Origin of the sequence: Streptomyces albus subsp. albus, from assembly GCF_000719865.1 — a bacterium.
GTDB lineage: Bacteria > Actinomycetota > Actinomycetes > Streptomycetales > Streptomycetaceae > Streptomyces > Streptomyces albus_E.
The window spans coordinates 160561-183791 of sequence record NZ_JOID01000005.1 but is presented as its reverse complement, the minus strand read 5'-3'; the positions used below and the strand labels follow the sequence as shown (position 1 = coordinate 183791).

Genomic DNA, 23231 nt, shown 5'->3' with positions numbered 1-23231 from the left:
CGCGCGTGCCGGGCAGGTCCGCGTACACCCTGGTACGCGGACACCCCTGGGCCCCGCGCCGCACGGGCACCCTGCCCCGCGCCGCACGGGCACCTTCGCACCGCGGCCGGATCCGGCGTGTGCCGCCGGACGGCTCCTCATGCCCGGCGGCGCACCAGGTACACCGAACCGCGCTCGGCCGGGCGTTCGCCCACGTACTCCTGGTCCCGCATGGCGCACCAGGCCGGGATGTCCAGCCGCGCCGCCTCGTCGTCGGCGAGGACGGCGACCACCCGGCCGTCCGGCACCTCCCCGATGACCTTCGCCAGCTCGATCACCGGGACCGGGCACCGCCGGCCCAGGGCGTCCACGGTGAGCGCGGGTTCCTCCGCCTCCGTTCCCGCCGCGGCCGGGGCCTTTGGGCTCTGCTCCGCCGCGGCGGCTCCGTCCGTCCCGGCTCCCTCCGGCGCGGGGCCGTCCGGAGCGGGCTCTTCCGGCGCCGCGCCGGAGGCGGTGCCGGCCGCGCCCCGCCCGGCGCCCGCCGGGGCGGTGGCCTCGTCACCCGGCAGGGGCGCGCCCAGCCGGCCGCGCACCTCGGCCACCGTCTCCGGCAGGACGGCGAGGAACCGCTCGATGTCCTCCGCGGCGGTCCCGGCGGGCAGGGACACCCGCACATTGCCCTCGGACAACACACCCATGGCGCGCAGCACATGACTGGGCACCAGGGTGCTCGCCGTGCAGGAGGAGCCCGAGGAGACCGAGAAGCCCCGCCGGTCCAGCCCGTGCAGCAGGGCCTCCCCGTCGACATAGAGACAGGAGAAGGTGACGAGATGCGGCAGCCGCCGCGCCGGATCGCCCACCACCTCGACGTCGGGCACCAGCTCCGGCACCCGGGACCGGATCCGGTCCACCAGGGCCCGCAGCCGCGCCGCCTCCTCCTCCGCCTCCTGCCGCACGGCGCGCAGCGAAGCGGCCGCGGCCAGCACCGCGGGGATGTTCGGGAAGCCCGGGGCGCGGCCGGACTCCCGCTCGTCCGCCGGCCCGCGCGGCGCGCAGCGTACGCCCTTCCGTACGGCGAGCAGCCCGACCCCTGGCGGCCCGCCCCACTTGTGGGCGCTCGCCGTCAGCAGCGACCAGCCGCCGGCCACCGGGCCCCACGCCAGCGACTGCGCGGCGTCCACCAGCAGCGGCACCCCGGCGGCCCGGCACGCCTCGGCGACCTCCGCCACCGGCTGTTCGGTGCCCACCTCGTGGTTGGCCGACTGGAGGCAGGCCAGCGCGGTGTCCGCGCGCAGCGCGCCGGCGTAGCGGCCGGCGTCCACCCGGCCCGTGCGGTCCACACCGATCTCCTCCACGGTGCCGCCGTCCGCCGTGTGGGCGGCGGCCGCCTGGAGGACGCAGGAGTGTTCGACGGCCGACACCAGCAGATGGCGCCCGGCGCGCCGCCGGCCCGCCAGCGCGCCGGCGATCCCGTCGTGGACGGCCCGGGTGCCGGAGGAGGTGAAGGCCAGCTCGTCGGGGCGGCAGCCGGCCGCCTCGGCGGCGGTCTCCCGGGCCGCGTCGAGCAGCAGCCGGGCGCGCCGGCCCTCGCGGTGGAGCCGGGCGGGGTCGGCCCAGCCCTCGTCGAGCGCGGCGATCAGGGCCTGCCGCGCGACGGGGTGGAGCGGCAGGGAGGAGGCGGAGTCGAAGTAGGCCACGCCGAGACGCTAACTCCTGCCGGGCGGGCCCGACACGCCCGCTGCGAACAGCCGCCCGAACGGGGCCGCGCCGGGGCGGGGGACGGCCCCGGAGGCCCGGATTCCGGGGGTGCGGAGGGCCGCGTTCCCCACCTTCGGGGAGTCGTGCGGCGCGTTGGGCACCCTCCCCGCGCGACGTGAAATGGCGTCCAGTAGGGTTTGGTCCGCATAAACATCCAAACCCCTGCCCGCGACAAGGGCCGGCGACCGAACGCAGAGACGGCCGCAGGTCGGCGGGCGAGACTCTCGGGAAGGCGCTACGTGAGTCCCAACGGCTCCGACCGCTCGTCGCGGCGCCCGATGCGGCGGAAGCTGCCGCAGGCGCTTGCCGCGGGCCTGGTCCTGGTGACCGCCACCGGTTGCACATACGAGGACTTCCCCCGCCTCGGAATGCCCACCCCCATCACAGAAGAGGCGCCGCGGATCCTCTCCCTGTGGCAGGGATCCTGGGCCGCCGCGCTCGCCGTGGGCGCGCTCGTCTGGGGCCTGATCCTGTGGAGTGTCATCTTCCACCGGCGTTCCAGGACCAAGGTCGAGGTTCCCCGGCAGACCCGGTACAACATGCCGATCGAGGCCCTCTACACGGTGGTCCCGCTGATCATCGTCTCCGTGCTCTTCTACTTCACCGCGCGTGACGAGACCGAGCTCCTGAAGACCTCCAAGGAGCCCGACCACGTCATCAACGTGGTGGGCTACCAGTGGAGCTGGGGCTTCAACTACATGGAGGACGTGGACGGCGACCCGGCGACGCCCGGCAAGCTGCCCGAGGAGGTCTCCTCCATCGCGGAGAAGAAGCTGGAGGGCGTCCCCGCGGGCGCCGAAGGCGTCTACGACGCCGGCGTCCCCGGCGACCGCAACCCCCAGAACGGCAACCCCGGGCCCACCCTGTGGCTGCCCAAGGGCGAGTCGGTCAAGTTCATCCTGACCTCGCGGGACGTCATCCACTCCTTCTGGGTCGTGCCGTTCCTGATGAAGCAGGACGCCATCCCCGGCCACACCAACCACTTCCAGGTGACTCCGGAGAAGGAGGGCACCTACATGGGCAAGTGCGCCGAGCTGTGCGGCGTCGACCACGCCCGGATGCTCTTCAACGTGAAGATCGTTTCTCCGGAGCGCTACCAGCAGCACCTGAAGGACCTGGCGGAGAAGGGCCAGACCGGCTACATCCCTGCGGGTATCACCCAGTCTGATGCCGCCAAGAACGCGGAGACGAACAACCCATGAGCATCCTCAACGAACCCCAGGGTGCCGCTGCCGCAGCGACGGCTGAGGCCGCACCGCCCGTGCGCCGCAGGAGCCCCGGCAATCAAGTGGTGAAGTGGCTGACGACCACCGACCACAAGACGATCGGCACGCTCTACCTCGTCACGTCGTTCTTCTTCTTCTGTGTCGGCGGTGTCCTGGCGCTCGTCATGCGCGCCGAACTCGCCCGCCCGGGCACGCAGCTCGTCTCGAACGAGCAGTTCAACCAGGCGTTCACGATGCACGGCACGATCATGCTGCTGATGTTCGCGACGCCGCTGTTCGCCGGCTTCGCGAACTGGATCATGCCGCTGCAGATCGGCGCGCCCGACGTGGCGTTCCCGCGGCTGAACATGTTCGCGTACTGGCTGTACCTCTTCGGTTCGCTGATCGCGCTGGGCGGTTTCCTCACCCCGCAGGGCGCCGCGGACTTCGGCTGGTTCGCCTACACCCCGCTGTCGGACGCCGTCCGCTCGCCGGGTGTCGGCGGTGACATGTGGATCATGGGCCTCGGTCTCGGTGGCTTCGGCACCATCCTCGGTTCCGTCAACTTCATCACCACGATCATCTGCATGCGGGCTCCCGGCATGACGATGTTCCGGATGCCGATCTTCACCTGGAACGTGCTGCTGACGGCAGTGCTGGCGATCATCGTCTTCCCGGTGCTGGCCGCCGCGTTCTTCGCCCTGGAGGCGGACCGCCAGTTCGGCTCGCACATCTTCGACGCGGCCAACGGCGGAGCGCTGCTGTGGCAGCACCTCTTCTGGTTCTTCGGCCACCCCGAGGTGTACATCATCGCCCTGCCGTTCTTCGGCATCGTCTCGGAGATCATCCCGGTCTTCAGCCGCAAGCCGATGTTCGGTTACATCGGCCTGATCGGCGCGACGATGGCGATCGCGGGCCTCTCGGTGACCGTCTGGGCGCACCACATGTACGTCACGGGCGGTGTGCTGCTCCCGTTCTTCTCCTTCATGACGCTGCTGATCGCGGTGCCGACCGGTGTGAAGTTCTTCAACTGGATCGGCACCATGTGGAAGGGCAGCCTGAGCTTCGAGACCCCGATGCTCTGGACGGCCGGTTTCCTGATCACCTTCGTCTTCGGTGGTCTGACCGGCGTCATTCTGGCCTCCCCGCCGCTGGACTTCCACGTGTCCGACTCGTACTTCGTGGTGGCGCACTTCCACTACGTGATCTTCGGAACCGTCGTCTTCGCGATGTTCGCCGGCTTCCACTTCTGGTGGCCGAAGTTCACCGGCAAGATGCTCGACGAGCGGCTGGGCAAGATCACCTTCTGGACGCTGTTCGTGGGCTTCCACGGCACGTTCCTGGTGCAGCACTGGCTGGGCGTGGAGGGTATGCCGCGGCGTTACGCGGACTACCTCCACGCGGACGGCTTCACCGCGCTGAACACGGTCTCGACGATCGCCTCGTTCCTGCTCGGCCTGTCGCTCCTGCCGTTCTTCTACAACGTCTGGAAGACCGCCAAGTACGCGCCGAAGATCGAGGTCGACGATCCCTGGGGCTACGGCCGTTCGCTCGAATGGGCGACGTCCTGCCCGCCGCCGCGGCACAACTTCCTCAGCCTGCCGCGGATCCGCTCCGAATCCCCGGCCTTCGACCTCCACCACCCGGAGATCGCGGAGATCGACCAGCTCGAAGCCCGGGAAGCGGTGGCCGGCAAGGCCCTTGCCGGTGACAAGGAGGCCGCGAAGTGAAGATCCAGGGTCACGTCTTCCTCTGGCTGTCGCTCTTCTTCCTCTCCGTCACCATCGTCTACGGCGTCTGGTCGAGGGAGCCGGTCGGCACCACGGCGCTCTTCCTCTCCTTCGGCCTGACCGTCATGGTCGGCTTCTACCTGGCCTTCACGGCCCGCCGCGTGGACACCGGCGCCCAGGACAACCTGGACGCCGATGTCGCGGACGACGCCGGGGAGCTGGGCTTCTTCAGCCCGCACAGCTGGCAGCCGCTCTCGCTGGCCATCGGTGCGTCGCTCGCCTTCCTGGGAGTCATCTTCGGCTGGTGGCTGCTGTACTTCTCGGCACCGATCCTCCTCATCGGCCTCTTCGGCTGGGTGTTCGAGTACTACCGCGGCGAGAACGCCAACCAGTAGCGCACCACCGCACCACAGCGGTAAGGGCCCGGAAGCAGCCGCTTCCGGGCCCTTACCCGTTTGGCTCATCCGCCGCGCCGTACCGCCCGGCTTTTCGTAGCTTGTGGCTCATGAACCACAACCCGCGCATACGCACCGTTCTGGGCAGCGGCCTGCTGATAGGCGGGCTGGTCACGGGCACCGCCGCCTGCGGCGACTCCGGTCCCTCCCTGACCGCCAAGCCCTACGACGCCACCGACCGGATAGCCTTCAGCGGCGACGGGAACGAGGGGCGCGCCCTCGACCCGGACAAGCCGCTGGAGATCACCGCGAGGAGCGGCGGCGGCCGGATCACCGACGTGACGGCCACCGACACCGCCGGCCACCGAATACGCGGCGAGCTCAACGACGACGGAACCCGCTGGCGCAGCACCTCACAGCTGACCGCCGGCGTCCGGTACACCCTCCGGGTGAGCACCGAGGACCGCGGCGGCGCCCCGGGCCTGCGCGTCATCCACTTCGAGACCGCCCCCGCCGACCGCCGGCTGCGGGTCACCTTCGGCCCGGACAGCGGCACCTACGGCGTCGGCCAGCCCATCACCGCCGAACTCAGCCGTCCCGTCCGGGACCGCGCGGCGCGTGGCCGCGTCGAGAGCTCCCTGCAGGTCATCTCCAGGCCCCGGGTGACCGGCGCCTGGCACTGGGTGGACGAGAAGACGCTGCACTACCGGCCGCGCGATTTCTGGCCCGCTCACGCCACCATCGAGGTGCGCAGCGCCCTGGGCCGCGCCGACGCGAAAAGGCCGAGCGGCGGCTCCTCGAAGCCGCTGCGGATCCGTACCGGCCCCCGGGTGGAGGCGATCACCGACGCCCGCACCCACACTCTGACCTTCAAGCGCGACGGCAAGGTCGTCCGCCGCATCCCGGTCACCACCGGCAAGCCCGGCTTCGAGACGCGCAACGGCACCAAGATCGTTCTGGCCAAGGAGGCCTTCGTCCGGATGCGGGGCACCAGCGTGGGCATCGCGGCGGGCAGCGCCGAGTCCTACGACCTGCCCGTGCACTGGGCCGTCCGGGTGACCTGGAGCGGCGAATACGTGCACGCGGCACCGTGGTCCGTCGGCTCGCAGGGCTCGGCCAACGTCAGCCACGGCTGCACGGGTATGAGCATGGCCAACGCCAAGTGGTTCTTCGACCATGTGCGGCTCGGCGACATCGTCAAGGTCGTCGGCAGCGAGGGCGAGACGATGACACCGTTCGACAACGGTTTCGGTGACTGGAACCTGGACTGGGCGAAGTGGTCCGCGGGCAGCGCCCTCCACGGCCCCGCCGAACGGGAGGACGCCGGTCCGGCCGAACCGGCCCGGCTGCGCCCCCAGTGGTGAGCCTCCGGGCTCAGGCGTCCACGGCGGGCCGGGCGCGGAGCAGGCCCGCCAGGGCGCCGGCGAACTCGACCGGGTCGACCGGGTGGGTCACCGCGGCCTCGGCCCGGCTCCAGGTGGCCAGCCAGGCGTCCTGCGGACGGCCGATCAGCAGCAGGACGGGCGGGCAGCCGAAGATCTCGTCCTTGATCTGCCGGCAGACGCCCATGCCGCCCGCGGGCGCCGTCTCGCCGTCCAGCACGCAGACGTCGATCCCGCCGGCGTCCAGGGCGCTCAGCACGGCCGGCAGCGTGGCGCACTCCAAGAACTCCACCGGGGGCACGTCGGCGGCCGGGCGCTTGCCCGCCGCCAGGCGCACCTGCTCGCGCGTCCTCGCGTTGTCGCTGTAGACCAGGACCGTGGCGGTCGGCTGCATCGTTCCTCCAGGCTTGCGGCGTACGGACGGCACGGCGGGTGTGGGGAGCCGCTCGGGCGGATGCTACTCCGCCGCGGCCGCCGGGGAGGAGGGCCGGGCGGATCCAAGATCCCGGCCGGGCCTGAACCGGCCCCGGCCCGGCCCTTCCCCGGCCGCGGAACCCAGCCGTCCGGTGTCCGCGGAAGCATCCGTTCCCCGGCCCCGCGGCGCCCCCGCGATGGGCCGTACGAGCAGCGTGTACGGCCTTGACACACCGAACGGCACCCCCGGGGTGAGCGCTGGATAAGCGACCGACATAATGTCGGTCGTGGCGACAGCAACGACAGTAGACACCGGGCACGCGCACCCGTCGGTCAATCGACCGAATCTCACCAGCGTCGGAACCATCATCTGGCTGAGTTCCGAGCTGATGTTCTTCGCGGCCCTCTTCGCGATGTACTTCACCCTGCGATCGGTGACCGGAACCGAGTTCTGGTCGGAAAAGGCGGACACGCTCAACTTTCCGTTCGCGGCGGCCAACACCACGATCCTGGTGCTCTCCTCCCTCACCTGCCAGCTCGGCGTCTTCGCCGCCGAGCGCGGTGACGTGAAGAAGCTCCGCTCGTGGTTCGTGGTCACCTTCATCATGGGCGCCGTCTTCATCGGCGGCCAGATCTTCGAGTACACCGAGCTGGTGAAGCACGAGGGCCTCTCGCTCTCGTCGGACCCGTACGGCTCGGTGTTCTACCTGACCACCGGCTTCCACGGACTGCACGTCACGGGCGGACTCATCGCCTTCCTGCTGGTCCTGGCCCGGACTTACGCGGCCAAGAGGTTCACCCACGAGCAGGCCACGTCGGCCATCGTCGTGTCGTACTACTGGCACTTCGTCGACGTCGTCTGGATCGGCCTCTTCGCCACGATCTACATGATCAAGTAATCGGTCCGACGGACCCGCAGCACACCAAGCCAGAAGCATCGACGCAGAAGATCCTGACACCGGGGTAATCCGTGAAAAAGCTCTCCGCACGACGGCGCCATCCGCTGGCGGCGCTTGTCGTCCTACTCTTCGCGCTGGCGGTCACCGGGGGGCTGTACGCGGCGTTCGCACCCGCGGACAAGGCCCAGGCCGACACCACCGCTCAGTCCCTTGCCATCAAGGAGGGCAAGCAGCTCTACACCACCGGCTGCGCGAGCTGCCACGGCACGGGCGGTCAGGGCACCACCGACGGCCCGCAGCTGGTCGGCGTCGGCGCCGCCGCCGTTGACTTCCAGGTCGGCACCGGCCGGATGCCCATGCAGCAGCCGGGCGCCCAGGCGCCGAAGAAGCCGGTGGTCTACACGCAGGCCGAGATCGACCAGCTGGCCGCGTACATCGCCTCCCTCGGCCCCGGCCCGGCCGTGCCGGCCAAGGAGGCGTACAACCCCGAGGGCGCGGACATCGCGAACGGCGGAGAGCTCTTCCGCACCAACTGCGCGCAGTGCCACAACTTCACCGGCAAGGGCGGTGCCCTCACCGAGGGGAAGTACGCGCCCAAGCTGGAAGGCGTCAGCCCGAAGCACATCTACGAGGCGATGCTGACCGGCCCTCAGGCCATGCCCGTCTTCCCGGACACCACGATGCCGGAGCAGGAGAAGCGGGACATCATCGCCTACCTCGACGCGGTCAACAGCGACGACTCCCCGAACCCCGGCGGTCTCGACCTCGGCGGCTTCGGCCCGGTCAGTGAGGGCCTGTTCGCCTGGACCTTCGGTCTCGGCGCGATGATCGCCGTCGCCATCTGGGTCGCCGCCCGGACCGCAAAGGCCAGGAAGTCATGAGTCAGACTGGATCCAACAAAGACGTGTCCCAAGAATCCCTGCCGAGTGAGCAGGCAACGGCTCACGACGGCGCGGTGACCACCGCGGACAACCCGTTCGCGGACCCGGGGCTGCCGCCCCACCAGCACCGCGTCCAGGACATCGACGAGCGGGCCGCCAAGCGCTCCGAGCGCACCATCGCGCTGCTCTTCGTCGTGTCGATGCTGGCCACCATCGGCTTCATCGCCAGCTACGTGATCTTCCCGATCGACAAGATCGTGTACGTGTTCCCGTTCGGGCACGTCAGCGCGCTGAACTTCGCCCTGGGTCTCACCCTCGGTGTCGCGCTGTTCTGCATCGGCGCCGGCGCGGTCCACTGGGCCCGCACGCTGATGTCGGACGTGGAGGTCGCCGACGACCGGCACCCGATCGCCGCCGAGCCCGAGGTCAAGGCCAAGGTCCTGGCCGACTTCCGGCAGGGTGCCGCCGAGTCCGGCTTCGGCCGCCGCAAGCTGATCCGCAACACGATGTTCGGCGCGATGGCGATGGTGCCGCTCTCCGGTGTGGTGCTGCTGCGCGACCTCGGCCCGCTGCCGGAGGACAAGCTCCGGCACACGCTGTGGGGCAAGGGCAAGCTGCTCGTCAACCAGAACACCAATGAGCCGCTGCGGCCGGAGGACATCCCGGTCGGCTCGCTGACGTTCGCGAAGCCGGACGGCCTGGCGGACGACGACCACGATTTCCAGAAGGAGATCGCCAAGGCGGCTCTGATGATCGTCCGGATCGAGCCGGAGGACATCAAGGACAAGCGGGAACTCGACTGGTCCCACGAGGGCATCGTGGCCTACTCGAGGATCTGCACCCACGTCGGTTGCCCGGTCACCCTGTACGAGCAGTCGACGCACCACGTGCTGTGCCCGTGCCACCAGTCCACCTTCGACCTGTCCGACGGCGCGCGGGTGATCTTCGGCCCGGCCGGCCACCCCCTGCCGCAGCTGCGGATCGGTGTCAATGAGGACGGCTACCTCGAAGCCCTCGGGGACTTCGCGGAGCCCGTCGGCCCGAGTTTCTGGGAGCGCGGATGAGTACGGCGACCGACAACCGGCGCAAGGCGCCCGCGGGAGAGCGGGTCGCCGACTGGGCGGACGGCCGGCTGGGCATCTACAGCCTGGCCAAGGCCAATATGCGCAAGATCTTCCCGGACCACTGGTCCTTCATGCTGGGTGAGGTCGCGCTCTACAGCTTCATCATCATCATCCTCACGGGTGTGTATCTGACGCTGTTCTTCGTGCCCAGCATGGCCGAGGTGGAGTACCACGGCGCCTATGTCCCGATGCAGGGCGTCCGGATGTCCGAGGCGTACGCCTCGACCCTCGACATCAACTTCGACGTGCGCGGCGGTCTGCTCATCCGGCAGATCCACCACTGGGCGGCCCTGATCTTCCTGGCCTCCATGTTCGTGCACATGATGCGGGTGTTCTTCACCGGCGCGTTCCGCAAGCCGCGCGAGATCAACTGGCTCTTCGGCTTCCTGCTGTTCGTGCTCGGCATGTTCACCGGCTTCACCGGCTACTCGCTCCCGGACGACCTGCTCTCCGGCACCGGTGTCCGGTTCATGGAGGGCGCAATCCTGTCGGTGCCGATCGTCGGCACCTACATGGCGATGTTCCTGTTCGGCGGGGAGTTCCCGGGCCACGACGTGATCCCGCGGTTCTTCGCGGCCCACGTGCTGCTGCTGCCGGGCATCATGCTGGGTCTGCTGGTGGCGCACCTGATCCTGGTCTTCTACCACAAGCACACGCAGTTCCCCGGCCCCGGCAAGACCAACAAGAACGTGGTCGGCATGCCGCTGCTGCCGGTCTACATGGCCAAGGCCGGAGGCTTCTTCTTCCTGGTCTTCGGTGTGATCGCGGTGCTGTCCGCGCTCTTCACCATCAACCCGATCTGGGCGCTCGGCCCCTACCGGGCCGACCAGGTGTCCACCGGAGCGCAGCCCGACTGGTACATGGGCTTCTCCGAGGGCCTCATCCGGGCCATGCCCGCCTGGGAGTTCGTCCTGCCGGGCGGCTACACGCTCAACCTCGGTGTGGCCATCCCGCTGGTGGTGGTCTTCCCGCTGGTGCTGACCGTGATCGCGGTCTACCCGTTCATCGAGTCCTGGGTCACCGGCGACAAGCGGGAGCACCACATCCTGGACCGGCCGCGGAACGCCCCGACGCGTACCGCGATCGGCGCGGCCTGGATCAGCTGGTACCTGGTGATGCTGCTGGGTGGCGGCAACGACATCTTCGCCATCCACTTCGACATGTCGATCAACGCGGTCACCTGGTTCGTGCGGATCGCCTTCTTCGCGGTGCCGGTTCTCGTGTTCATCGTCACCAAGCGGATCTGCCTCGGCCTCCAGCGCCGGGACCGGGACAAGGTGCTGCACGGCCGCGAGGCGGGCATCATCAAGCGCCTGCCGCACGGTGAGTTCGTCGAGGTGCACGAGCCGCTCTCGCAGGAGCAGCTCTACACCCTGACCCAGCACGAGCAGCCCAAGCCGCTGGAGACCGGCCCGGAGGTCGACGAGAACGGCGTCCGGCGCAAGGTGCCGCGGACCCAGAAGCTCCGGGCCCGCCTCTCGCGCGGCTGGTACGGCGAGGGCACCCAGATCCCGAAGGCGACCCCGGAGGAGTTCAAGGAGATCCAGAGCGGCCACGGCCACCACTGAGGCCGTATCCGCGGTCGCCACACAGCCCAGGGCCCCGGCCCGTCCCCTCGGGGGAGGACCGGGGCCCTCGGGCTGTCCGCGGCGGACGCACCGCGGCGGGATGGCGCGGCGGGACGGCACGGGCGGGTGCGCGACCGGACTGTCCGGAGTGCGGGCAGCGGCCCGTGCCGGGCGCCCCGCCCCGTTAGGCTGGCCCAGGGCCCGCCGAGGCCGGCCCCCAGGCCCTCATTCCCGTGGATTCCAGGAGCGGACCATGAACGTTGTGACCCCGGCAGGCGGCGGCAGCGTGGCGGCCCGCACCTGGCCCGACGTGCTGACCTCACTCCTCGAGGGCCGGGACCTCGGCGCCGACGACACCGCCTGGGCCATGGACCGGATCATGCGGGGCGAGGCCACCGACGCCCAGATCGCCGGCTTCGCGGTCGCGCTGCGCGCCAAGGGCGAGACGGTCGCCGAGCTGTCCGGGCTGGTCCGCGCCATGTACGAGCATGCGCGGCTGATCGAGGTGCCCGGGAACACGGTGGACATCGTCGGCACCGGCGGTGACCGCGCCCGGACCGTCAACATCTCCACCATGTCCGCGATCGTGGTCGCGGGCACCGGCGCCAAGGTGGTCAAGCACGGCAACCGCGCCGCCTCCTCGGCGAGCGGCGCCTCCGACGTGCTGGAGAAGCTCGGGGTCAACCTCGAACTCACGCCGCGGCGGGTGGCCGAGGTGGCCGAGGAGGCCGGGATCACCTTCTGCTTCGCGGTGAAGTTCCACCCGTCGCTCCGTCATGTGGCGGCCGCCCGGCGCGAGCTGGGGATCCCCACCACCTTCAACTTCCTCGGCCCGCTGACCAACCCGGCGCGCGTGACCGCGCAGGCGACCGGGGTGGCCAGCGCCCGGATGGCGCCCATCATGGCGGGCGTCCTCGCTGAACGGGGCTCCTCCGCGCTGGTGTTCCGGGGCGAGGACGGGCTGGACGAGCTGACGGTCACCGCCACCTCGCAGGTGTGGACCGTGCGGGACGGCACGGTGCGTCAGGAGTCCTTCGACCCGCGGGACGTGGGCGTCGAGCTGGTGCCCGTCGAGGCGCTGCGCGGGGCGGACGCCTCGCACAACGCGGATGTGGCGCGCCGGCTGCTGGCGGGCGAGCGGGGCCCCGTGCGGGACGCGGTGCTGCTCAACGCGGCCGCCGCACTGGCCGCCCTCCACCCGGCGGACACACCGCTCACCGAGCAGATCGCCGGGGGCATGGCGCGGGCGGCCGAGTCGATCGACTCCGGCGCCGCCCTCCGGACGCTGGAGCGCTGGGTCGCGGCGACCAACGCGTGATCCCGGGAGGGGCGCCGGTCCGCGGGGCCCCGCGGACCGGCGCCCCCCGGCCGGAAACGCAGTCCCCCGTCAGGAATCCAGGCCGATGGCGAACGCGGCCTCCAGATCGTGCTGCGAGTAGGTGCGGAACGCCACATGGGTGTCCGTCGCCTCGACGCCCTCGACCTTGTTGATCCGGCCGGGGATCACATCGGCGAGATCGTCGTGCCGGGCCACCCGCACCATCGCCACCAGGTCGTAGGTGCCGGTGACGGAGTAGACCTCGCTGACGCTCTCCAGGGCGGCGATCGATTCGGCGATCTCCGGGATCCGGTCCACGCTGGTCTTGATGAGCACGATCGCGGTGATCACGGCTGGCTGTCTCCCTCGGTCGCCCGGTCTGCGCTGCTCACTCTAGTCCCACCCCCGTAGCGGGCCCACGCCCACAGGAAACCGGTCAGGAAGCCGGTCAGATGGGCCAGGTACGCCACTCCGGACCCCTCCGCCGCGCCGCGGGCCGCCGGCCACTGGAGGGCGAACCAGAAGGGCAGCACCACCCAGGCCGGGAAGCGCAGCGGCAGAAAGAAGAGGAACGGGAAGAGGCTGGTGACCCGGGCCCGGGGAAAGAGCAGCAGAAAGGCGCCCAGCACCCCGGAGACGGCCCCCGAGGCCCCCACCAGGGGCTGGTCGGAGGCCGGGTCCGCCGCGGCGAAGGCGGCCAGCGCGAGGTAGCCCGTACCGGCGTGCAGCAGGAGGTAGCGCGCCGGGCCCAGCCGGGCCTCCAGCAGAGGGCCGAAGACATGGAGGAAGAGCAGGTTGCCCAGCAGATGCAGCCAGCCGCCGTGGACGAAGAACGCGGTCAGCGGGGTGAGCAGGGCCTCCGGCGAGCCGCCGAACAGCTCGGCCGGCACCACGCCCCAGAGCCGGAAGTGGTCATTCCGTGCCGTGATGAGCTCGGCACCGGTTCCGTGTGCGGGGTTGAGACCGGAGACGGGCCCGAGTACGAAGAACAGGAAGCACAGGCCGATCAGGGTGCGGGTCACCACGGCGGGACCCCCGTCCGCCGCCGCGCCGCCTGCCACGCCCCCGGGGGTGCGGCCGCCGAGGAGCCCGCGCGCCTTTCTCAGCATGGGCAGATCATGGCGTAACGGGCGCCGGCGGACGGAACGCCTCGCCGTGCGTCCGCCCCGGTACGGGCCCCGGCGGCGGGCCCCGGGCAGGCCGTAGGGTTGCGGGAGAGCGACCCGCAGTTCGACGGCGCACCGCGGACCAGAACGTGCAGACGGCGCAAAAGCGCAGAAGACGCAGAAAACGAGGACGACACGATGGGCGTTCCCCAGCCGACGGCCGAGACCCGGTGGCGCTGCACCCTGTGCGGCAACCTGACCCGGTTCGACGTGACCCGCACCAGCAGAGCGGTCGAGTACGTGCATCTGGACCTCGCGGGGGAACCCACGGTCGAGGAGCGGGACGTGCTCAGTGAGACGATCGAGTCGGTCCGCTGCCGCTGGTGCAACGCGGTGGACCAGATCGAACTGGTGGACCGCCCCGGTGTGAGCGGCTGAGATCGGAGCGCGACAGGTGGTGGAGGCGGAGCACACGGGCGACGGTGCCGGGGACGCGGAAGAGTCCGCCGGTGCCGAAGAGGTGCTCGACCGGCCGCTGCCGGAGGGTGTGCGGCGCCGGGTCGTCGCCCTCGTCGCGGATGCCTTCGGCAGTCTGACGATGGCGGAACTGCCGCCCCAGCTGCGGCAGTACGCCCGGTTCACTCCCAGCCGCCGGGCCAGGTTCGGGGGCAACGCCATGGCGGCCGCCCTGGAGAGCCATCCGCTCTTCCGGCAGCGGGTCGGCGAACGGCTGCGCGAGACCCAGCCCGAGCTCTCGGGAGCCCTGGAGTCCGGCGCCCCGCCGGCCGCCGCCGACCCGGCGGAGGTGGCCGCGCTCGCGTACATACTGCGGCCCGCGGGCTGGGCCAAGCTGGTCGCCGCGGCCGGCGAGGAGGTGCAGCGGGCCAGGGCCGAGCGGGCCGACGAGGAGGCCGGCCGCGAGGTGCGGCGGCTCCGCGAGGAGCTGGCCGAGGCCCGCTCCGCCGCCCGCGCCGAGGCCGACCGGGCGCGTGCCGAGCTGGAGAGCGCGCGCAAGGAGGCCGACGTCCTCCACCGCAAGCTGCGCAGCGCGGTGAGCGACGTGCGCCGCGGTGAGGCCGCGCTCCGCAAGGCCGCGGCCGAGCTGGAGTCCGTACGGGCCGCCGCCGCGGCCGAGAAGGCGGCGGCGGACAGCGAGGCGCGGCGGCTGCGGGCCCGGCTCGCGGAGGCCGAGTCGGCCCTGGAGGCGGGCCGGCGGGCCGTGCGCGAGGGCCGCAGCGTCGAGGACATGCGGGTGCGCCTGCTGCTCGACACGGTGCTGGACGCGGCGCAGGGGCTCCGCCGGGAACTGGCCCTGCCGCCGGCCGCGCAGCGTCCCGCCGACACCGTGGACGCGGTGGAGCCGGGGCGGATGACACCGAAGGACATCGCCACCCGCGCGCTCTCCGAGACCGACCCGGCGCTGCTCGACCAGCTCCTCGCCCTGCCGCAGGCGCATCTGGTGGTCGACGGCTACAACGTCACCAAGACCGGCTATCCGACGATGCCGCTGGACAAGCAGCGGCTGCGGCTGCTGGGCGGGCTGGCGGTGCTGGCCGCGCAGACCGGCGCCGAGATGACCTGTGTGTTCGACGGGGCGGAGCTGGCCGCGCCGGTGCTGCTGGCGCCGCCGCGCGGTGTGCGCGTGCTGTTCAGCAAGCCGGGGCAGACCGCCGACGAGCTGATCCGCCGCATCGTGCGCGCCGAGCCGCCGGGGCGCCCGGTGGTCGTGGTCTCCGCCGACCGCGAGGTTGCGGACGGAGTGGCGCGCGCCGGCGCGCGCCCTGTGGCCTCGACGCTGCTGCTGAGGCGGCTCGCGCGCACCTGACCCGTCAGGAGCCGCTGGGCCCGTCGGGGCGGCAGCGGGGCCTTGCGTGGCACGCAGTGTCAGACGGCTGTCACCGACTGTGTGACTTCGGGTAAAAAAACCTTCTCCGCGGGAATTTTTTCGCATCACCCTTTGAACCGATCATGGGAGGGTCACTAGGGTCGGCCCCGAACCTCCGCGCGGTTGATCATCCATCCGGGATATCCGCGGGGGAACCGCCGAATCCGGCATGTTCGGGCAGGACCCGGAAGCCGAACACCGGAGCCGGGGCCGCGTCCCATCCTCCCGGCAGGCGGCTGGAGGAAGAAGGAGATCGCCTCCGTGGCGTCCCACCGTCGACCCAGGCAGCCCGGCCGGGCGCGCGTCAGCGTGCTCACGGCCACCGCGGCCGCAGCCGTCGCCATCACCTCGCAGGCCGCACAGGCCGCACCGCAGCCTTCCAAGAACGAAGTGAAGGCCAAGGTCGACAAGCTGTACGAAGAGGCCGAGGTGGCCACCGAGAAGTACAACGGTGCCAAGGAGAAGCAGGAGAAGCTCGAAGAAGAGGTCTCCAACCTCCAGGACAAGGTGGCCCGCGGCCAGGAGGACCTGAACGACCTGCGCAACGGCCTCGGTTCGATGGCCACCGCCCAGTACCGTTCCGGCGGCATCGACCCGTCCGTGCAACTGCTGCTCTCCTCCGACCCGGACACGTATCTGGAACGGGCCTCCACGCTCAACCAGTTGAGCGGCAAGCAGGCCGAGGCCCTCGGCAGGATCGCCGAGAAGCAGCGCACGCTCCAGCAGCAGCGCGCCGAGGCCGCCGGCAAGCTGGAGGACCTCGACACCACTCGTGAGGCGCTGGGGGAGAAGAAGCGCGAGATCCAGGGGAAGCTGGCCAAGGCCCGCGACCTGCTCAACACCCTGACGGCCGCGGAGCGCGCCGAGCTCGCCGCCAAGGAGGACCGCGCCAACCGCACCGCCGGCCAGCGGGTCGACCTCGGCAGCGACGTCCCGGAGTCGCAGCGTGCCGCAGCCGCCCTCTCCGCCGCGCAGTCCAAGATCGGCGCACCGTACGTCTGGGGCGCCACCGGCCCCAGCTCCTTCGACTGCTCCGGGCTGACGTCCTGGGCCTACTCCCAGGCCGGCGTCGGCATCTCCCGCACCTCGCAGGCCCAGGCCAACGACGGCACCCGGATCGGCCAGAGCGCCCTCAAGCCCGGCGACCTGGTCTTCTTCTACGGCGATCTGCACCACGTCGGCCTCTACGCCGGCAACGGCCAGATCCTCCACGCCCCGAAGCCCGGCGCCAATGTGCGCTACGAGTCGATCAACAACATGCCGTTCCAGTTCGGCGTCCGGATCGGCTAGTTACGACACACCGCCCGTTCGAGCGAATCGAGCGGCGGCCGGCTCCCTCCGCCCCACCGGTGACCTGCGTCTCCGGTGGGGCGCGGCGCGTCCGGCCCCCGTTCGGTCCTTTCACCCTGCGCTGTCATCTGGTTACTCTCTGCCCGCAGTTCTCCGGCCCCGGTTGCCTCCGGGGCCTTCAGCGGAAGGGAGCACGGCCACCAGTGGCATCCCATCGCCGGGCCGGCAAGGCCGGCCTCACGCAGTCCAACCGCATCACCATGCTGCCCGCCGCGGCGGCGACGGCCGCGGTGGCGCTGTCCATCGCCCCGGCGGCCGCCGAGCCGCAGGACAGCCCGGGGGAGATCCGGTCCGCGGTCGGCAGGCTCCACGTCGAGGCCGAGCGGGCCACCGAGAAGTACCACGCCGCGGGTGAGCGGTACCGGCGGCTGAGCGCGGAGGCCGAACGGCTCTCCGGCCGCGTCGCCCGGGGCCAGGAGCGGGTCAACCGGCTCCGCGGCGTCCTCGGCTCCATCGCCGGCGCCCAGTACCGCACCGGCGGTGTGGACCCGGGTCTGCGGCTGCTGCTCTCCTCCGACCCGGACACGTATCTGGCCAGGGCCGTCGCCCTCAACCGCGTCAGCGAACGCCAGGCCGGCCAACTGCGCTCCCTGCGGCGGGCGCAGACCGAGCTGCGGAAGGAGCGGGCCCGCGCCGCCGGCCGGCTCGCGGAGGCGGAGCGCAGCCGGGAGGCCGTCAGCCGCCACAAGCGGACCGTCGAGTCGAGGCTCGTCCGTGCGCGGCGCCTGCTGGACTCCCTCGGGCCGGAGCAGCGCGAGGAGCACCGCCGGGCCGCCCGCGACGGCGGCCGCACGGAATTCCCCGGCGGCGGCACCGCGGCGTCCGGCCGCGCGGCGGCGGCCGTGGCCGCGGCCCGGGCGGCCGTGGGGCGGCCCTACGTCTGGGGCGCCACGGGCCCGGGCGCCTTCGACTGCTCCGGTCTCACCTACTGGTCGTACCAACAGGCGGGGGTGACCCTCCCGCGCACCTCCCAGGCGCAGCGGCTCGCCGGCCGCCGGGTGCCGCTGAGCGAGGCCCGCCCCGGCGACCTGGTGACGTACCGGACGGACGCCAGCCATGTCGGCATGTACGTCGGCAACGGCCAGATCGTGCACGCCCCGCATCCCGGCGCCGCCGTCCGCTACGACCCGGTCGGCCTGATGCCGAACGCCACCGTCACCCGCGTCTGAGCCCCGGCGCCGCCCGGAACGCGGCGCCGTCGTGCCCGGATCCGGGCGGCATCGGGCGCCGGTCGCGGCCGTACGATCGGGAGCGTGGTGCTGCCGGGGCGGTACGGGAGAGCGGGCGCCGCCGCGCTGGGTGTCGTGGCGGTGCTCGCGCTGCTGCCCGGGTGCGGCCGGGCCGATCCCGGCGACCGGTCCGTGCAGGGTTTGCTGGACCGGCGGGCGGCCGCCGTCCTCGACCGGGACGAACGCGGGTTCCTCGCGGACGTGGACCCCTCGGCCGGCCGGCTCCGCGCCCGCCAGCGGGAGGTGCTGCGGAACCTCGCCGACGTCCCCTTCTCCTCCTGGGAATACCAGCTCACCGGCACCGGCGGTTTCGAGCCCGCGCCGGGTGAGGGCCGCCGCCTCGCCGTCCGGGTCCGGCTGAGCTACCGGCTCGGCGGGCACGACGCCGGGCCGGCCACCGCCGACCAGCGGCTGACCCTCGCCGAACGCGGTGGCCGCTGGTACATCGCCGCGGAGCACCCCGCCGGCGACGGGCCCGAACCGCTGTGGGAGCAGGGCCGGGTCGCCACCGTCCGCGGCGGCCGCAGCCTCGTGCTCGGCGTCGGCCAGGACCGCCGCCGGCTGCGGGACATCGCCCGCGCGGCCGACCGGGCCGTTCCCGCCGTCGACGCGGCCTGGCGCGGCCCCTGGGCCCGCCGGGTCGTCGTCCTCGTGCCGCGCTCCCCGGCGGAGATGGCGGAGCTGCTCGGCGACCCACCGGGGAGCTACCGCGGGATAGCGGCCGTGACCACCGGACGGACCGGTGGCACGCCCGGCAGCGGACCTGCCGACCGCGTCATCGTCAACCCGGACGCCTACGGCATCCTCGGCGAGGCCGGGCAGGACGTGGTCCTCACCCATGAGACGACCCACGTCGCCACCCGTGCCCACACCTCGCCGGCCACTCCGCTCTGGCTCTCCGAGGGCTTCGCCGACTGGGCCGGCTACCGGGGCACGGAGCGCCCCGCGGCCCGGATCGCCCCCGGACTGGCCGGCGAAGCCGCCGCGGGCCGCACCCCCGAGGCCCTCCCGGACGACGAGGACTTCGCCTTCACCGGAGACGCCGGCCGGCTGGCCCGCGCGTACGAGGCCGGATGGCTCGCCTGCCGGATGATCGCGGAGGAGTGGGGCGAGGAGACGCTGGTCTCCTTCTACCGGGCCGTGGGCGAGGCCGGACCGGACCGGTCCCGCGCCCTGGAGTCGGCGCTGCGCGAGCGGCTGGGGCTCGGCCCCGACGCCTTCACCGCGCGCTGGCGTGCGTACGTGACGGAGCGGCTCGGCTGAGCGGGGGCCGCGGGGTTCCGCGGTTTCTGCGGGGTTCCGCAGGTGTTCGGAGTTCCCGCCCCGGTGTACGGGTTTCCGCCCCAGGCGTACGGGCTGTGAGCCCGGGCCCGGTGCCGGCCGCCTTCGGCGGTTGTGTTCGGCCTCCGCGCTGCGCGCGGGGTGCTGCCCTCCCACCCGCCCGGTTGCCGTACACCAGCGGCCTGGTGTGGTGCGCCGCGGTGCGGGACGCACGACGAGGCCGGAGCGGTCCCGGGCACCCCGGAGCCCCGTCCCGGCCGGCCCGTGGCGGGGCCGGGGCACGCTGGGCGGTTCCGTGCCGGGGGTTCCCTCGGCCAGGTTGCCCGGCTGCCCGACTGCCCGGCGTCCTGACTCCGCTTCCCGTCCCGCAGGCCCGGCTCCCGGGGTCCCGGGCACCCCGGAGGGCGCTGCGGGGGACCCGGTACTGTCGGCCGGGATGGACAAGACCCTGGTCGTCACGAACGACTTCCCGCCCCGCCCCGGCGGCATCCAGTCCTTTCTGCACAGCATGGCGCTGCGCCTGGACCCGGCCCGCCTCGTCGTCTACGCCTCCACCTGGAAGGACGGCACCGAGGTGGCCCGGTTCGACGCGGAGCAGCCCTTCCCCGTCATCCGGGACCGCACGAGCGTGCTGCTGCCCACCCCGCGCGTGACCCGCCGGGCGGCGGAACTGCTGCGGGAGCACGGCTGCACCTCGGTGTGGTTCGGCGCCGCCGCCCCGCTCGGGCTGATGGCGCCGGCGCTGCGCGGGGCCGGCGCCCGCCGCTTGGTCGCGACCACGCACGGGCACGAGGCCGGCTGGGCCCAGCTGCCCGCCGCCCGGCGGCTGCTGCGCAGGATCGGCGAGGGCACCGACACGATGACGTATCTGGGGGAGTACACCCGTTCCCGGATCGCCGCCGTCCTCACCCCGGAGGCGGCGGACCGCATGGTGCAACTGCCGCCGGGCGTCGACGAGAAGACGTTCCACCCGGGCTCGGGGGGCGACGAGGTGCGGGCGCGGCTGGGGCTCACCGGCCGGCCCGTGGTGGTGTGCGTGTCGCGGCTCGTCCCGCGCAAGGGGCAGGACACGCTGATCCGGGCGATGCCGGCGATCCGGGCTGCCGTACCGGACACGGTGCTGCTGATCGTGGGCGGCGGACCGTACCGCAAGGATCTGGAGAAGCTCGCCGGTACCTGTGGGGTGGCGGACTCGGTGCTCTTCACCGGCTCGGTGCCCTGGGAGGAACTGCCGGCCCACTACGGCGCGGGGGACGTCTTCGCGATGCCGTGCCGTACACGGCGGGGCGGGCTGGACGTCGAAGGGCTCGGCATCGTCTACCTGGAGGCCTCCGCGACGGGACTGCCGGTGGTGGCCGGGGACTCGGGCGGGGCGCCGGACGCGGTCCTCGACGGGGAGACCGGCTGGGTGGTGCGCGGGGAGTCCGTGCCGGACGCGGCGGAGCGGATCGTGACGCTGCTGCGGGATCCGGAGCTGCGGCGGCGGATGGGGGAGCGGGGGCGCGCCTGGATCGAGGAGCGCTGGCGCCGCGACCTGCTGGCGGACCGCCTGGCCTCCCTGCTCTGACGACGGCCGCCCGCCGCTCGGGGCGACGGGAGGCGCCCGGACCGCCGGGGCCTCCCGGACCGGGGGGCCTCCCGGACCGGCGGGGGCCGCCGGGCCGGAGCGGGACCGCCGCCCGGACGGGGCCGTGCGGGTGGCGGGAGCCTGCCTCCCCGTCCGGGATCCGGCCTGTCTCCGTGTGTGTCCGTCCGCGCGCGAGCAGGCATCGCGTCGGAGCCGGCCCGATCCCCGCGGACCCGGCCGGCCAACCGCGGTTCGGGTGAACTCCCCGGGAAAGCGGCCGGGCCCGCCGGGCCTGCTGGGCGTACGCCTACTTCGTGTACAGGGCTTCGATCTCGTGGGCGAAGTCCTTCGCCACCACGGCCCGCTTCAGCTTCATGGACGGCGTGACGTGCCCGGAGTCCTCCGAGAACTGGGCGGGCAGGATGCGGAACTTGCGCACCGACTCGGCCTTCGACACGGCCGCGTTGCCGTCGTCCACGGCCTTCTGGACGGCGGCCAGCAGCTCCGGGTCGTCCCGCAGTCCGGCGGCCGTGGTGCCGGCGGGCTTGCCGTGCTCCGCCAGCCAGCGCGGCAGGAACTCCTCGTCCAGGGTGATGAGCGCGCCGACGAAGGGCCGGCCGTCCCCGACGACCATGCACTCGGCGACCAGCGCGTGCGCCCGGATGCGGTCCTCGATGACGGCGGGGGCGACGTTCTTGCCGCCGGCCGTCACGATGATCTCCTTCTTCCGGCCGGTGATCGCGAGGTAGCCGTCCTCGTCGAGGGTGCCGATGTCGCCGGTGTGGAACCAGCCGTCGGAGAGGGCCTCGCGGGTCGCGGCCTCGTTGTTCCAGTAGCCGGTGAAGATGTGCTCGCCGTGGAGCAGCACCTCGCCGTCGTCGGCGATCCGGATGACGGAGCCGGGCAGCGGCTGGCCGACCGTGCCGATCTTCTGCCGGTCCCAGGGGTTGAACGCCGTCGCGGCACAGGACTCGGTGAGGCCGTAGCCCTCCAGGACCGTGAAGCCGATGCCGCGGTAGAAGTGGCCCAGCCGCTCGCCGAGCGGGGCGCCGCCGGAGATGGCGTGCCGCGCGCGGCCGCCGAGCACCGAGCGGAGCTTGCTGTAGACCAGCTTGTCGAAGGCCTTGTGCTTGATCCGCAGGCCGAGCGACGGGCCGGAGGGGGTCTCCAGGGCGCGGCTGTAGGCGATGGCGGCGTCCGCGGCCTTGTCGAAGATCCCGCCCTTGCCGTCGGCCTGGGCCTTGGCCCGCGCGGAGTTGTAGACCTTCTCGAAGACGCGCGGGACACCGAGGACCATCGTCGGCCGGAAGGAGGCCAGTTCCTCGGTGAGGTTCTTGATGTCGGCGCAGTGGCCGAGGCGGATCGGCGCGAGGACGGCGGCGATCTCGACGAGCCGGCCGAAGACGTGGGCGACGGGGAGGAAGAGCAGGACGGAGCATTCGCCGGTGCGGAACAGCGGGCGCAGCCGCTCCACGACGTTGCCGGCCTCGGCGAAGAAGTTGCGGTGCGTCAGGACGCAGCCCTTGGGGCGGCCCGTGGTGCCGGAGGTGTAGACGATGGTGGCGGGGGAGTCGGCGTCCGCCAGCGAGGTGCGCTCCTCGACCTCCGCGTCGGTGATCCCCGCGCCCTCGGTCCGCAGTTGCGCCACGGCGTCGCGCTCGATCTGCCAGACGTGCAGCAGCTCCGGCAGCCGGTCCCGTACGGAGTTGACCGCGCCGGCGTGCGTGTCGGTCTCGACGAGGCAGGCCACGGCACCGGAGTCGCTGAGGATCCAGGCGATCTGCTCGGGCGAACTGGTCTCGTAGACGGGGACGCTGACGGCGCCGGCGCTCCAGATCGCGAAGTCCAGCAGGGTCCACTCGTAGCGGGTGCGGGACATGAGGGCCACGCGGTCGCCGGGACGGACCCCGGCGGCGATGAGGCCCTTGGCGGTCTCGCGGACCTCGGCCAGGAACTCCCGCGCGGTCACGTCCTCCCACTGGCCGTCCCGCTTGCGCGCGACGACGGCCACCTCGGGATGCTGCGTGGCATTGCGCCGGATGAGATCCGTCAGGTTTCCGTCCGCGGGGACCTCGTACAGGGCCGGAAGGCTGAACTCACGCAAGACTGCTGCTCCTCATTGGGCGCCGGTGCTGCCACGTCGTAACCGGCGTGCTGCCG

The 23231-nt window shown here is 72.2% G+C and carries 20 protein-coding genes; 15 read left to right on the top strand and 5 right to left on the bottom strand.

Translation table 11 applies throughout. From position 1 onward, the window contains the following. Positions 1-137 precede the first annotated feature (137 nt). On the bottom strand, positions 138-1676 hold the full coding sequence (locus tag IF83_RS0106410) for a cysteine desulfurase/sulfurtransferase TusA family protein (protein ID WP_030543061.1): 1539 nt from the start codon (positions 1674-1676) through the stop codon (positions 138-140). Positions 1677-1976: 300 nt separating this feature from the next. On the opposite strand from IF83_RS0106410, the gene ctaC reads away from it, so the two are divergent. The 4 genes from ctaC (at position 1977) to IF83_RS0106390 (ending at position 6431) form a co-directional block, all read left to right on the top strand. Beyond that, on the top strand, positions 1977-2939 hold the full coding sequence (ctaC, locus tag IF83_RS0106405; RefSeq protein WP_030543060.1) for an aa3-type cytochrome oxidase subunit II: 963 nt from the start codon (positions 1977-1979) through the stop codon (positions 2937-2939). Further along, positions 2936-4672 (top strand): aa3-type cytochrome oxidase subunit I, encoded by a 1737-nt coding sequence (ctaD, locus tag IF83_RS0106400; protein ID WP_030543059.1) that lies wholly within the window; start codon positions 2936-2938, stop codon positions 4670-4672. Before ctaC ends, ctaD begins: the two co-directional genes overlap by 4 nt. Beyond that, positions 4669-5067, top strand: coding sequence for a cytochrome c oxidase subunit 4 (locus tag IF83_RS0106395; protein ID WP_030543058.1), 399 nt, complete (start codon positions 4669-4671; stop codon positions 5065-5067). The genes ctaD and IF83_RS0106395 overlap by 4 nt, the downstream gene beginning before the upstream one ends. A 110-nt stretch (positions 5068-5177) precedes the next feature. Beyond that, on the top strand, positions 5178-6431 hold the full coding sequence (locus tag IF83_RS0106390) for a L,D-transpeptidase (protein ID WP_030543057.1): 1254 nt from the start codon (positions 5178-5180) through the stop codon (positions 6429-6431). Between the two features lie 10 nt (positions 6432-6441). Here the strand turns inward: IF83_RS0106390 and IF83_RS0106385 are convergent, their stop codons facing one another. Then, complete coding sequence (locus tag IF83_RS0106385) at positions 6442-6843, bottom strand: hypothetical protein (protein WP_030543056.1); 402 nt, start codon at positions 6841-6843, stop codon at positions 6442-6444. Between the two features lie 298 nt (positions 6844-7141). Here IF83_RS0106385 and ctaE point away from each other — a divergent pair, with 298 nt between their 5' ends. From ctaE to trpD, 5 genes are all read left to right on the top strand, one after another. Beyond that, positions 7142-7762 (top strand): aa3-type cytochrome oxidase subunit III, encoded by a 621-nt coding sequence (gene ctaE / locus IF83_RS0106380; RefSeq protein WP_030543055.1) that lies wholly within the window; start codon positions 7142-7144, stop codon positions 7760-7762. A gap of 71 nt (positions 7763-7833) precedes the next feature. Then, positions 7834-8643, top strand: a complete 810-nt coding sequence (gene qcrC / locus IF83_RS0106375) for a cytochrome bc1 complex diheme cytochrome c subunit (RefSeq protein WP_030543054.1) — start codon at positions 7834-7836, stop codon at positions 8641-8643. Beyond that, positions 8640-9707, top strand: coding sequence for a cytochrome bc1 complex Rieske iron-sulfur subunit (gene qcrA, locus IF83_RS0106370; protein ID WP_030543053.1), 1068 nt, complete (start codon positions 8640-8642; stop codon positions 9705-9707). Before qcrC ends, qcrA begins: the two co-directional genes overlap by 4 nt. Beyond that, the gene (gene qcrB, locus IF83_RS0106365; RefSeq protein WP_030543052.1) at positions 9704-11335 is read left to right on the top strand and encodes a cytochrome bc1 complex cytochrome b subunit; all 1632 of its coding nucleotides are present in this window, start codon (positions 9704-9706) and stop codon (positions 11333-11335) included. The genes qcrA and qcrB overlap by 4 nt, the downstream gene beginning before the upstream one ends. 253 nt (positions 11336-11588) lie before the next feature. Beyond that, positions 11589-12653 (top strand): anthranilate phosphoribosyltransferase, encoded by a 1065-nt coding sequence (trpD, locus tag IF83_RS0106360; protein WP_030543051.1) that lies wholly within the window; start codon positions 11589-11591, stop codon positions 12651-12653. A gap of 69 nt (positions 12654-12722) precedes the next feature. Here trpD and IF83_RS0106355 read toward each other — a convergent pair whose 3' ends face one another. Together IF83_RS0106355 and IF83_RS0106350 are read right to left on the bottom strand one after the other, a co-directional pair. Next, a complete protein-coding gene (locus IF83_RS0106355) occupies positions 12723-13004 on the bottom strand; it encodes an Lrp/AsnC family transcriptional regulator (RefSeq protein ID WP_030543050.1) in 282 nt (93 codons plus the stop codon). Continuing rightward, positions 13001-13762 (bottom strand): rhomboid family intramembrane serine protease, encoded by a 762-nt coding sequence (locus IF83_RS0106350; RefSeq protein WP_030543049.1) that lies wholly within the window; start codon positions 13760-13762, stop codon positions 13001-13003. The genes IF83_RS0106355 and IF83_RS0106350 overlap by 4 nt, the downstream gene beginning before the upstream one ends. A gap of 195 nt (positions 13763-13957) precedes the next feature. On the opposite strand from IF83_RS0106350, the gene IF83_RS0106345 reads away from it, so the two are divergent. The 6 genes from IF83_RS0106345 to IF83_RS0106320 all read left to right on the top strand — a co-directional run bounded on the left by IF83_RS0106345 (position 13958) and on the right by IF83_RS0106320 (position 21071). Beyond that, a complete protein-coding gene (locus IF83_RS0106345; RefSeq protein ID WP_030543048.1) occupies positions 13958-14197 on the top strand; it encodes a hypothetical protein in 240 nt (79 codons plus the stop codon). Between the two features lie 19 nt (positions 14198-14216). Next, the gene (locus IF83_RS0106340) at positions 14217-15584 is read left to right on the top strand and encodes an NYN domain-containing protein (RefSeq protein ID WP_030543047.1); all 1368 of its coding nucleotides are present in this window, start codon (positions 14217-14219) and stop codon (positions 15582-15584) included. A gap of 321 nt (positions 15585-15905) precedes the next feature. Further along, positions 15906-16934 (top strand): C40 family peptidase, encoded by a 1029-nt coding sequence (locus tag IF83_RS0106335; protein WP_030543046.1) that lies wholly within the window; start codon positions 15906-15908, stop codon positions 16932-16934. Between the two features lie 203 nt (positions 16935-17137). Next, positions 17138-18163, top strand: a complete 1026-nt coding sequence (locus IF83_RS0106330; RefSeq protein ID WP_030543045.1) for a C40 family peptidase — start codon at positions 17138-17140, stop codon at positions 18161-18163. A gap of 90 nt (positions 18164-18253) precedes the next feature. After that, on the top strand, positions 18254-19486 hold the full coding sequence (locus IF83_RS0106325; protein ID WP_051722511.1) for a hypothetical protein: 1233 nt from the start codon (positions 18254-18256) through the stop codon (positions 19484-19486). A gap of 454 nt (positions 19487-19940) precedes the next feature. Beyond that, positions 19941-21071, top strand: a complete 1131-nt coding sequence (locus tag IF83_RS0106320; protein WP_030543043.1) for a glycosyltransferase family 4 protein — start codon at positions 19941-19943, stop codon at positions 21069-21071. Positions 21072-21378: 307 nt separating this feature from the next. On the opposite strand, the gene IF83_RS0106315 is transcribed toward IF83_RS0106320, so the two are convergent. Further along, positions 21379-23175, bottom strand: a complete 1797-nt coding sequence (locus IF83_RS0106315; protein ID WP_030543042.1) for an AMP-dependent synthetase/ligase — start codon at positions 23173-23175, stop codon at positions 21379-21381. Positions 23176-23231 lie beyond the last annotated feature (56 nt).